Below are 11,802 nucleotides of genomic sequence, written 5' to 3' on the forward strand. Positions count from 1 at the left end.
CCCCATTAGCCACATTAGCCAGAATGCGAGAGAAGAACTTGGTAATACTAACATTGAATAAAATGTTAAAAGTTGGTGGTTGTATGAAACAGCTTGTTACTACGGGAATTAACGGTCTAGATAGCCTTTTGAACGGTGGTATTCCAAAGGGAAATGGCATCATTGTAGAGGGAGCACCTGGAACTGGAAAAACAACGATGGGAATTCAATTCTTATACCATGGTGCCTTAAATGGAGAGAATGGATTATATTTATCATTTCAAGAATTCCCCGATCAAATTTATAGTGATATGAGCAATTTTGGCTTCAATATTAAAGAACTTGAAAAGCAAAAATTATTAAAAATTGTCTTGCTCTCCCCTGAAGTTCTTTTAGAGGAAATGTTCATTCCATCAGGGCTATTTGAAGAGTTAGTAGAAGAATACGGATGTAAACGTATTGTTATTGATAGTTTGAGTATTTTTAAACATTTAGAGGAAGATGTTCATAAATTAAGAAAGTTAATTTACTCTTTTAAAAATATTCTTGGAAAGTACCGATTAACATCACTGATCATTTCAGAAAGGTATACAAATAATCAAGAGTTACCTTTTGAACATTTTATTTTTGATGGATTGATACAACTTAATTATAGGGAGAAATTTGATGAGTATAAGGAAAGAACACTTGAAATTTTAAAAATGAGAGGTACAAAGATAGAAGAAGGTGAACATACGTATCGACTAACGGATGAAGGGGTATATATACTTCCTTCTTATAGAACGTTACATATTCAAAGGAGCATTAGTCAACATATCTCTACCGGTAATAAAGTTATAGATGAAAATTTAGATGGCGGGTTGCAACAAGGTTTAATTTATTTAATTGAAACAGATAGCACATCGATGTACAAATATATCGTTTCATCATTTGTTAGTCAATTAATGAAAAAGTCCCAAAATTTTACGTACCTACTTCCTAGTATGATTACGATTCCAGAAATTAAAGCTCTGTTAGAACAGTTCGGAATAAATTTGGAGAAATATTTATTTGAACATAAAAGTGTATTTATTGAACAATTCGAAAGAACTCCCCCTACTTTTTTAAATGGTTATGTACATAGTGTTTCGCACCTTAATAATACGGATTATCGCTCCTTTGTCTTAAATGATTTAGGAAAATTAGTTCGAGAAAATAGCAAAACTGATTGGTTTACAATATACAATATTAACTCTGTTATAGATAAACGAGGAAAAAGTTTTGTATTAGATTTATATCCGGAGCTCGTTGCATTGCAAAAGGAATTAAATATGAGTGCTTTTGTGGTAGCTAACATCGATAAATTGGACAATGACGTTATTGCATTACTTCAGCACAAAGCAAATGCCATCATTAAAACTTGGAGAAATAACAAATATCAGTATTTGCAAGTAATGAAATCCCAATCTGGCATCTTCTCTCAACCATATATTGTAGAGTCTGTAGATGCCCCACCTTTTTTTAGATTAATATAAAAAAGGAGACTTCTCATGAATATGAAACAAAAGCGTATTTTGCAGCAGGAATGCATACAGTTTTTTTATAAAAACGAGAACAGCTACGAAACTGCAAACAGCCTTGCTACAAGGTTAGGGAGAATGGAAAGCCAAGTGAAAGCGACATTACAACACCTCGTTTTATCGTCCCACTTGAAAGAGAGAAAAGTAGGATCTCATCATGTATATTTTTTAAATACGGAAAAAGACACCTATAAACATGAATTTTCTGAAACGGAAGAAAGTAAATTCTCATTAATAATTGAAAAGGTTCAAAAATTAGACATACTTAGCCAAAGGGAAAAAGAGGTAATCATTCACATATGTAAAGGCTTAGATAACGCGAGTATTGGAGAAAGTTTAGGTATAAGTCCCCATACAGTAAAAAATCATATTAGCAACATTTATCAAAAATTAAATGTAAAAGACCGCTTACAGCTTATAAAAGACCTTTACCATTAAAAGTAAAGGCAAACAGGGACGGTTCGGAACCAGTGAAAAAGTACTTACCCTTTAAGTAAAGACTAATAAATATAAGGTTATTTGAATATAGAGGTTGATGAGACCTATGCAAACTCGCTTTCCGCGGGCGGCTGGTAAGCCTCCTCTATGCTATGCATCTGCGGGGTCTTACCTCTGCCTTTGCTCCCGCAGGAGTCTAGCTTGCTCCGGTCTCATCAACCTTTTCTATAATTAGATATATTGAATATTAATACAATAAAATATCAAGATTTCTACTTTTTCAGTGGTCTCGGACGGTTCTCATTAGCCAGCTTGGCTAATGAGAACCGTCCCTCTTCGTCCTAATAGGTTACTCTTCCTATTTGCTTCAAGTCATACGAAAGGTAATAGGAAGCGCTGGGGATTGTCAGACAGCGAAGATAATAGGAAAATTGAATGAGAAAAAGCTATTGGAAAGGTGTTTTAAAATGGAGTCCTCACAAGATTTTTATCACTTATTTCAGCCCATTATCAATACTAATTTCCCTGAAAAACCTATTGGATATGAAGCATTTATTAGAAACAGACATGAAAAAAATCCTCTCAAAATTTTTGAAAAAGCTAGAAAAAATAACTCGCTTTTAGAAATAGATCTTCATTCGATAAACTGTGCATTAAAATATGCAGATAGCAGTAACTCCGCTTACCATCTATTTATCAATATTTTTCCATCTACTCTAGTAAGCGATGCATTCCTAGCGTTACTTGATAAAATAGTAAATAAACCAGTGATTTTAGAAATAAATGAAGCAAATGAAGAAACTACAATATGGAATAACCCATTACTAAAGAAAAACATCCTCTTGCTACAGGAACATAATATCAAATGGGCTCTTGATGATGTAGGAACTGGCCAAGCTTCTATACAGCGAATATTTGAATATCAACCTAACTACATAAAACTCGATAAATATTTTTCCAATGAGTTAAGTGCTAGAAAAGAAAAGCAAAAAGTAGTTACTTTCTTCGTTGATTTAACTAAATATATGGGTTCACATTTCATTTTGGAGGGCATTGAGAAGGAAACAGACCTTAAAATTGCAAAAGAGCTAGGTGTTAGGAATGTACAAGGATTTTTATTTGGTAAACCGCAAAAAGAAATAAGTCATCCTAGGAGTGATTGTTGTGCATCAAAAGTTAACTAACAACATGAAAAAAGTCAAATTTGGATTGAGAAGTAAAATGGCGCTTGCAATCATCGTTAGCTTAGTCATTAGTACCCCTATTTCAGCCATAATCAATAACTTTATCGACTTAGTGTACGATGGTAACTTAACTTTGATCGTAGATTCGATCGTTAGTCTATTAGTTACAACATGCATCATTTCAATATTTATACGATTTTTAGTACTCTCCCCTCTGCATAAAATTATTAATGAATTAGTATTGGTTTCAAAGGGAGATCTCACAAGGTCGATTCCTACTTCATCTAAAGATGAAATAGGTCAGCTTTCATCATTATTTAATCAAATGACAAGTAATCTTCGTGAGCTATTAAACAATATCATTACAACTTCTGAACAACTAGCGAATGCAGCAGAGCAGCTAAATGCTAATACGGAAGAAACAGCAACAACAACCACTACTATCGCATCATCACTTGAACAAGTTTTAACTGGCGTAGAAAATCAACAACATAAAATAAGTGATTCAGTTACAACAGTGAAGGACAATTATGAAAAAATGGACAAAACATCCAACAACATCCTCACACTTAAAAATGATTCAATCAAAGCCTCTGACAATGCAAAAAATGGAGAAACAATTGTTACCCACGCTATTAAACAAATGGACATTATCCATAAGCATACAAATGAAACTGGTGATTTGATTAATCTTTTAAGCGAAAAATCTAACGAGATTGAGAACATTGTCTCAATCATTACTGCTATTTCTGAACAAACGAACCTTCTGGCACTAAATGCAGCTATTGAAGCTGCGCGTGCTGGCGAACATGGAAGAGGCTTCTCTATTGTGGCAGACGAAGTGAGAAAGCTTGCAGAGCAGTCGAGTTTTTCCGCAAAACAAATTAGTGACATTATTCACGATATACAATCGAATACAAAACAAGCGGTTCATGCAATGGATAATAGTGAAAGTGCAGTTAACGAAGGGAGAAACATAGTTTACTCTGCTGGAGAATCCTTTCAAAATATATCAAATTCGATAGAAGCAGTCGTAAATACATTAACTACTGTCGCATCGTCCATCACTACTATTAATAAAGAGACAGACGTTTTAGTAACCTCCATTGAAAATGTCAGTGAGATTTCTAAACAAACTACTAGTCACACTCAGGAGGTTGCCGCTGCATCCGAAGAACAAACCGCAATTATGAAGGAAGTAAGTGTCGCCACAGAATCATTATCTGAGCTAGCACTACACTTGCAAAAAACAACCAATAAATTCAGAACATAAAAACTAATAGGGACGGATCTCGTTTGCCTGCAAGTGTTTGGCAAAGGAGATCCGTCCCTATTAGCCTCCATTGGCCATCTAATTAAAAATACCTAGTAGAAATGTCACATTATTGTAGTAAAATATAACTATATGCCCTTAACAGATTTGTATAAACTTGCTATGGCGTAAAAATGGGGGGTTGTTCGATTGTTTATCTTTCTTTTTCTTGTAAGTTTTATTCCTTTTCTGATCATGTTTGCTTTGGCATGTGAAGTGTATTACCGTTCTAAAAAAAGCAATTTTCATAGATTGACTGCGTTATTAATCATTTTTTTAAGTATGCTATTTTTAACAGATGCTTTAAAATACTTTCTTCCACCTAGAGAAGCACTTATATTGCTACTTTTCAAATATTATTGTGTCTTCTTTATTATGACACTAGGAATTTATTTTTTTAGATACATTAGTAAAATCCGTTTATCGGGATGGTGGCATGCTTTGTTCCTATTCCCTTTATTTGGTGCAGTCATCATGACCTTCATGCTACCATTTGATCCAATTACCTTTAATGAGGTATCGAATGTACAAACCGAAATGTTCAGTCTACCATTTGTTGTATTACTTTTATTTTGTACTATTATAGCCTTTATTTTTAATATTTACTTTCTTTATAAGGGATATAAAAAATCAAAAGAAGTGAATATAAGTAAAACTTATGTTAGTCGTCTACAATTAATTTTAAAAGGAAACATTATAACTACAATTGCAATCATTCTGTTAAACATCATTGTTTTTACTGCAGAACACCATGGAATCATATTAGCTTTTTTATCACCCTATGCCGTCTTAATTTGGGCATATACAGTTCGCTACTCTATGTTTAAATATGACCTACTTGAATCATCAAGTAGAAAATATGAGTTGTTATTTAAAATGAGTACGAACGGTATCCTGATCTTAAATGATAAAGCAAAAATAGTGGATGTGAATCCTACATTTCTAAAAATGCTAGGATATACGAAGATGGATGTGTATCATCTCCCATTAAGTAGCTTCCTTATTGAGAAATCGCCAATCGATTTCCAATACAATTACGAAGCCGCCTATCCGGTTTCCGACCAACTACACATGGAAGTAACCTTAAGAGCAAGAAATGGGGAAAAAGTAACTGCCGAAATGTTTTCCGACTATATAGATATTGATGAGAAGAAGCATAGCTTTTTAATTTTCAGAGATATTACACACCAAAAGACATACGAAGAAAAACTGAGATTTTTAGCTTATCATGACTCATTAACACAACTCGGCAATCGGGTATTGTTTTACGAAAAGTTTAAAGAACTGGACAAAACGTTGAATTTTAATCAGCAACAATTAGCAGTAATTTTATTAGACTTAGATAGATTTAAGGAAATTAACGACTCATATGGGCATTCCGCTGGTGATGCTGTCTTAAAAAATGTTAGTTCGCAAATTTTACAATTACTACCTGAAATTGCCTATGGCTTCCGAATGGGTGGAGATGAATTTGCCATCTTACTACCAACAACAACACAAAAAGAGCTGCTAGAAATTGTCGAGACCTTAATAGCCAATATACGAAAACCAATACAGATACAAGAAAAAAAGGTAATCGTATCTACAAGTGTCGGAATAAGCCTAGCAAATGAAGATGGCCTTGACCCAGATACACTCTTAAATAACGCAGACAAAGCAATGTACGAAGCAAAAAACAAAGACCGACAAACAGGGACGGTTCTTATTAACCAGGGCTAATAGGGCTAATAGGGACGGTTCGAGACCGCTGAAAAAGTAGAAATCTTGATATTTTATTGTATTAATATTCAATATATCTAATTATAGAAAAGGTTGATGAGACCGGAGCAAGCGAGACTCCTGCGGGAGAAAAGGCAGGGGTGAGACTACGTAGATGCAAAGCATCAAGGAGGCTCACCAGCCGCCCGCGGAAAGCGAGTTTGCACAGGTCTCATCAACTTCTATATTCAAATAACTTTATATTTATTAGTCTATACTTAAAGTGTAAGTACTTTTTCACTGGTTCCGGACGGTTCTCGTTAGCCAAATATTGAGGCAAATTAGGATAATAGGAACCGTCCCCATTTGCCAAAGTAGTTCCATGATATAACTGTTGCGCGCCTTCTATGAAAATCCTTTCATAGAAGGCTTTTTAATTTACAACGGTTTTGTTCAGTTGTTTCTCAGGTCTTACGGTTCTCATTTGCCTGCAGGATGGCAAATGAGAACCGTCCCTCTTCACTTTTGTTTTTTTAACTAGTTTTTAACCTTAAGTTGTTAAAATGTTTTGAATGTTAAAAACTAAATAAGATGAGGTGGTAAAAGTGTTTAAGCAGCTAGTGTGGGGGAAGAAGAAGCTACTTGTTACGTTAGTATTGTTGTTATTATTGGGTACGATTGCTCCTAGTATTATCGGAGCTGGTGGACAGGCTCAAAATAGTGGCCCTACTGTCATCATGAACGCAGGTGATTTGTATGATGTTCAATATAACTTAGATGGCGACTACATACTTGGTGCAGATATTAATTTGTCTGTATACCCTAATTGGGTGCCGCTCGGAGGCGACTTTAATGGTAGTCCATTTACAGGTACCTTTGATGGTAATGGATACAAAATTACTGGTTTAACGATAAGTCGTTGGAATGAAAATAATTTAGGATTGTTTGGTGAGGTCGTTCACGGAGAAATTAAGAATGTTACAGTTGAAGCCGGCTTATTTAGAGGAAATGATAATATCGGCGGATTAGTTGGGAATATGGTAGGAGGAGTTATTGAAAATAGCCATGTAACTAACGGTTATTTTGTAGCAGAGAATTATGTAGGTGGACTCGTTGGTAGGTACAACGGGACCACAATAGTTGATAGTAGCGCTAACGTAAGTATAGAAGGATTTGGTAATTATGTAGGTGGGTTGATGGGAGGCGGTCAATTCGGTACGATTGACAATAGTTTTGCAACAGGAGATGTAGAGGGCGTTTCTTTCGTTGGTGGATTACTTGGTGGTAATGCAAATGGGGAGGTAACAAATTCTTATGCGACTGGCGATGTTTTAGGTGACTCTAGTGTAGGTGGACTCATCGGAATTTTCATGGGTGGCGGCGGAAGTTTTTATTACGTAAAACAAAGCTATGCATCTGGAAATGTCGAAGGTGATCTAAATGTCGGTGGTTTAGTTGGTACAGTTGATGGTCCAACTCGACTAGAGAATACCTACGCTATCGGAGATGTTCATGGAAATGAAAGAGCTGGTGGACTTGTCGGATTAAATAGAGGGGGAATAACACATAGTTTTTCTGTTGGGCGTGTAAGTGGTGATCCAGGTGGGTTAGTCGGAACAAATACAGGGACGGTCACAGCTAGCTATTATGACACAGAAACGTCAGGTCAATCTGATGATGATAAAGGCCAACCGAAAACTACTGCAGAGATGCACGATCAAAATACATTTACAGACTGGGATTTCACTACTATTTGGGATATAAATCCAGGGAATTACCCACATTTGCGCTTAAGTGGTGAGACAGAACCAGTTCCTCTTACTGTATCTGCTATACCATCGCTTAATAATATTAATGTTGCCCTTGGTACGGAGCTAGACACAATATTTTTCCCACAAGAAGTGGAAGTTTCTTTAAATGATGGCAGCAAAAAAACAATCCCTGTTCAATGGGACAAGGAAAACACATCTTTTGATAAAAATAGTCCTGGAGAATATGTATTTAATGGAGAACTTGATTTGCCAGAAAACATAAGTAACCCAAATAACTTGATGGCATCTATTACAATTGTTCTTGAAGATGAGGTGTCTCCATTAGAGGTTATTCAAGTATCCGACCTTAATGATATCGTTGTTGACCTCGGTACATCGGTAGGTGAACTGCCACTTCCGTCTACAGTAGAAGTCTTATTAAGTGATGAAAGTGTTAATACGGTTCCTGTTGAATGGGATAATGGAACACCAAGCTACGATGGGGAAAACGAAGGTGAGTATATATTTACTGGTGAATTGCTAATATCTGATGTAGCTTTGAATCCACAAAATCTAGCTTCCCGCGTCAAAGTTACCGTAATGGAAACAGAACAAGATTTAATTGTAGAAAGTGTAGAGGAAATTGAAACTATCGTTTTAAAATACGGAACAGAGCTTGCGACTCATATTTTTCCTAGTGAAGTAGAGGTTGCATTAAATAACGGAATGAGTAGGAAAGTTCATGTTACTTGGAATGAAGGTTCTCCTGTTTTTGATCCTTATTCGTCAACAGAGTATACTTTTTTAGGTGAGTTACACTTGACTGAAGGTATCACAAATCCAAATCAAATCATGGCAATGATAACAGTCGTCGTACTGCCTGAAGAACATACTGAAACAGAGAAGCCAAGTAAACCTGTTGATGAGGAACCAACAAATGAAAATACGGTAGATGTACCTCCAACCGAAACAAAGGAAGAAAGTACTGATGGAAAACTACCTAGTACAGCAACAACCACATATAACATCCTATTAATAGGATTGATATTACTAATAATAGGCGGCGTTTTCTTAAAAAGAAGATTACTAAAAGTAGAAGACTAAAAGGCAAGTGGGCAAATGGGCAAATGGGGACGGTTCTCGTTTGCCAAGAGAGGCAAAACCTTATAACCAATTGATTGAATAGGGACAGATCTCGTTTGCGTGGAAACGCAAGATGTCTGTCCCTTGTCTTTGTATAGTAAACTTCACCCAATCATTCATGTTTTATGTACGTAACATTTCTTATCAAAAAGTCATTGCATTTACCCAGATATCTTCTTTTGTTCTCGTAATTCACTTTCTAGACGCTCTACTTTTATCGTCAGTTCTTTCACTTTTTCTGATAGTTGCAAGACATCAATATCGGTATCATTGTTGATTTCCATTACCCTTCTTTTATGCCATAATACAACTGTCACGATACTAATAGCTGTAATGAACGGTGCCAATACTATCATTAACTCAAAAAAAGAATTCATCAGTACATACCTCCATATTCATATAATGGTAGCTAATAACAATTTCTTCAAAATTTAATTTTTTCCTCTAATATAAGAAAAGAGATACAACAAACTCTGAAATGCTGTTGTATCTCTTTCTTATGCATCTTAATAATTTCGGTAATTCATTATAAATAACATTGAATACTCTAAGGGAGAACTCACATAAACTATAAAAGTTATGGTGAAAATCAACCTAATGAGCATCCTTTTTTAATATGTTCATCCTTACTAAAAAACGTAAGTGAGAACGTCTTTACCACTAGTGAGTTAGTTACACCCGCATAGTCTATCCTTATTTTGGCAAAGAGCAACCGTCCCTATTAGCTTTAAGACGTCCCTATTAGGCAATTATGGCAAAGAAGATCCGTCCGGAACCAGTGAAAAAGTACTTACATTTAGAGAGTCCCCTAATAAATATTAGGTTATTAGAATATAGGAGTTGAAGAGACCTATGCAAACTCGCTTTCCGCGGGCGGCTGGTAAGCCTCCTCTATGCTGCGCATCTGCGGGGGCTTACCTCTGCCTTTATTCCCGCAGGAGTCTCGCTTGCTTCGGTCTCATCAACTCTTTCTATAAATCTATAAATTAGGTACTCTGAATAAAAATGCAACAATATATTAATTCTTACACTTTTTCAGCGGTCTCGGTCCGTCCCCGTTAGCCCTTTCAGTCTATGCTTTATAAACTAAGTTTGGAGAGATTCCTAGTATTCTGGATATTTGCTTCTGGGATATTCCATCTATTTTTTTTATATTTCTTAATAGGGTTGTTCTTTTTTTCTTTGATAGGCTTTTTACTTGTGTTATACCTACAGGACCAAGCACCTTTTCCATTTCTGTTCTTACTGCTGCTTCTGACAGCCTTTTGACATATACACTTTCCTCGAGGCATTCGTCATCATTTTTCCGTTCGTTGTATTCTTTAAACAATGCCCGGCCTAGAACTACATCGTCTGAAAACAACCCTAAAATAAATGCCTCATCAAGTAGTTTTGCCGGATAAACTTTGCCTCCATAGTATTCATTACAGCTACTCCAGCGCCACCATTGGACCTCGTTCACTAACTTTGCCTTCACAGGATTTTGATGAATATATCTCACTACTGTACGCATATATTTTTCCGTTTCGACATTCTCACTCCGGAACCTATCTTGAAATAAAGCACCACGCGTACTATATTTCCAGTTATAATGAGAGACATAACTAACGCCAATCCGCTTCATCGTTGTTGAAATACTTTCGTTTCCTTCCTTTATAAGTAAGTGCACATGATTACTCATTAAGCACCACGCATATACACTTAATCCCATCTCCTCTTTATATTTCAATAATATATCGAGAAATGTATACCTATCTTTATCGTCATGAAAAATCTCTTGTCCATTCACTCCTCTCCACATAATATGATAAATACCTGTTCTACTTTTTTTACGTGCCTGTCGAGCCATAGCATTCACCACTTTACTTTGAATTTAAAACCCCACTCACATAAAATGATAGTTTTTGAAACAAAGCCGAATAATAGATCAACGGGTGTCGTTTACCTCTTAGTACATATTGTTTTACCGCCTAAAAAGGTTGAGTATAAAAAATGATGAGGTTAGTTGAAGTAATTGCGGAAATAGTGTTTAAGAAAAATAAGCTGCTGTAATTTGATGTTGTCCATTGCTCTTCCTTTGAATGTAATGAAAAATATATGAGAAGTACTTAAGAGGATAATAACGAGAGGTGGTCAAAACTTCCATAACCCCATCATACAACAACTTGCTCAACATTTCACTCACTATTTTTTATAAATAGTTAATAGGACCGCTAATAGGGACGGTTCTGTAGTGCACCCCAAAAGTTAGAGTGAAAAATCTAACTTTTGGGGTGTTTATTTATGCCTAAATATAATGATGAATTAAAGATTAAAGTCGTTAAAGAATATCAAGAAGGAATTCTAGGCTTCAGGCGTCTAGCCAAAAAGCATCATATTAAATCAAAATCATTGGTTGAAAGATGGGTGAAGATATATGAGAAGTTCGGAGAAGAAGGAATAAAAAGTAATGGGCATAAGGGAACTTATTCTGTTCAATTTAAGCTAGATGTATTAAGCTTTATTAAAAGAACAGGAACTTCAGAAACCCAAACAGCCCTCCATTTTGGGTTAGATAGTCCCACTTTAATTGCTTCATGGAAAAAATCTTTTCGTGAAGATAAGGCTGAAGCCCTGGATCGAACGAGAGGACGAGGTACCATGTCTGATAGACCTAAGAACAAAACAAGAAAAATATAAATGAAAAGAACTTACAAACGAGCAACGGTTAGAGAGGGAAAATGAGCTTCTTCGTTTGG

General features: G+C 35.6%; 9 protein-coding genes. 7 read left to right on the forward strand and 2 right to left on the reverse strand.

What is annotated here, in order from left to right:
• Window positions 1-38 precede the first annotated feature (38 nt).
• The 6 genes from BCELL_RS18920 to BCELL_RS18945 all read left to right on the forward strand — a co-directional run bounded on the left by BCELL_RS18920 (window position 39) and on the right by BCELL_RS18945 (window position 9,025).
• On the forward strand, window positions 39-1,493 hold the full coding sequence (locus BCELL_RS18920; RefSeq protein WP_198283991.1) for an RAD55 family ATPase: 1,455 nt from the start codon (window positions 39-41) through the stop codon (window positions 1,491-1,493).
• A gap of 15 nt (window positions 1,494-1,508) precedes the next feature.
• Window positions 1,509-1,976 carry a helix-turn-helix domain-containing protein gene (locus BCELL_RS18925; RefSeq protein ID WP_013490395.1) on the forward strand — a complete coding sequence of 156 codons (468 nt, stop codon included), beginning with the start codon at window positions 1,509-1,511 and terminating at the stop codon, window positions 1,974-1,976.
• Window positions 1,977-2,338: 362 nt separating this feature from the next.
• On the forward strand, window positions 2,339-3,160 hold the full coding sequence (locus tag BCELL_RS18930; protein ID WP_198283992.1) for an EAL domain-containing protein: 822 nt from the start codon (window positions 2,339-2,341) through the stop codon (window positions 3,158-3,160).
• A complete protein-coding gene (locus tag BCELL_RS18935; RefSeq protein WP_013490397.1) occupies window positions 3,141-4,433 on the forward strand; it encodes a methyl-accepting chemotaxis protein in 1,293 nt (430 codons plus the stop codon). The genes BCELL_RS18930 and BCELL_RS18935 overlap by 20 nt, the downstream gene beginning before the upstream one ends.
• Window positions 4,434-4,622: 189 nt before the next feature.
• On the forward strand, window positions 4,623-6,191 hold the full coding sequence (locus BCELL_RS18940) for a sensor domain-containing diguanylate cyclase (protein ID WP_013490398.1): 1,569 nt from the start codon (window positions 4,623-4,625) through the stop codon (window positions 6,189-6,191).
• A 584-nt stretch (window positions 6,192-6,775) separates the two neighbouring features.
• The gene (locus BCELL_RS18945) at window positions 6,776-9,025 is read left to right on the forward strand and encodes an Ig-like domain-containing protein (RefSeq protein WP_013490399.1); all 2,250 of its coding nucleotides are present in this window, start codon (window positions 6,776-6,778) and stop codon (window positions 9,023-9,025) included.
• A 200-nt stretch (window positions 9,026-9,225) separates the two neighbouring features.
• Here the strand turns inward: BCELL_RS18945 and BCELL_RS18950 are convergent, their stop codons facing one another.
• Both BCELL_RS18950 and BCELL_RS18955 read right to left on the reverse strand, forming a co-directional pair.
• On the reverse strand, window positions 9,226-9,441 hold the full coding sequence (locus BCELL_RS18950; protein WP_013490400.1) for a hypothetical protein: 216 nt from the start codon (window positions 9,439-9,441) through the stop codon (window positions 9,226-9,228).
• A 695-nt stretch (window positions 9,442-10,136) separates the two neighbouring features.
• Complete coding sequence (locus BCELL_RS18955; protein WP_013490401.1) at window positions 10,137-10,913, reverse strand: transposase; 777 nt, start codon at window positions 10,911-10,913, stop codon at window positions 10,137-10,139.
• A gap of 434 nt (window positions 10,914-11,347) precedes the next feature.
• Here BCELL_RS18955 and BCELL_RS18960 point away from each other — a divergent pair, with 434 nt between their 5' ends.
• Window positions 11,348-11,743 (forward strand): helix-turn-helix domain-containing protein, encoded by a 396-nt coding sequence (locus tag BCELL_RS18960; protein ID WP_013490402.1) that lies wholly within the window; start codon window positions 11,348-11,350, stop codon window positions 11,741-11,743.
• Window positions 11,744-11,802: the final 59 nt, after the last annotated feature.

The sequence above is a fragment of the Evansella cellulosilytica DSM 2522 genome (genome assembly GCF_000177235.2).
GTDB lineage: Bacteria > Bacillota > Bacilli > Bacillales > Salisediminibacteriaceae > Evansella > Evansella cellulosilytica.

What these genes read in the sequence shown, in the direction of transcription:
- BCELL_RS18925 (WP_013490395.1), top strand. Translation starts at nt 1,509, where the DNA reads ATGAATATGAAACAAAAGCGTATTTTGCAGCAGGAATGCATACAGTTT.
- BCELL_RS18950 (WP_013490400.1), bottom strand. Translation starts at nt 9,441, where the DNA reads ATGAATTCTTTTTTTGAGTTAATGATAGTATTGGCACCGTTCATTACA.
- BCELL_RS18955 (WP_013490401.1), bottom strand. Translation starts at nt 10,913, where the DNA reads ATGGCTCGACAGGCACGTAAAAAAAGTAGAACAGGTATTTATCATATT.
- BCELL_RS18960 (WP_013490402.1), top strand. Translation starts at nt 11,348, where the DNA reads ATGCCTAAATATAATGATGAATTAAAGATTAAAGTCGTTAAAGAATAT.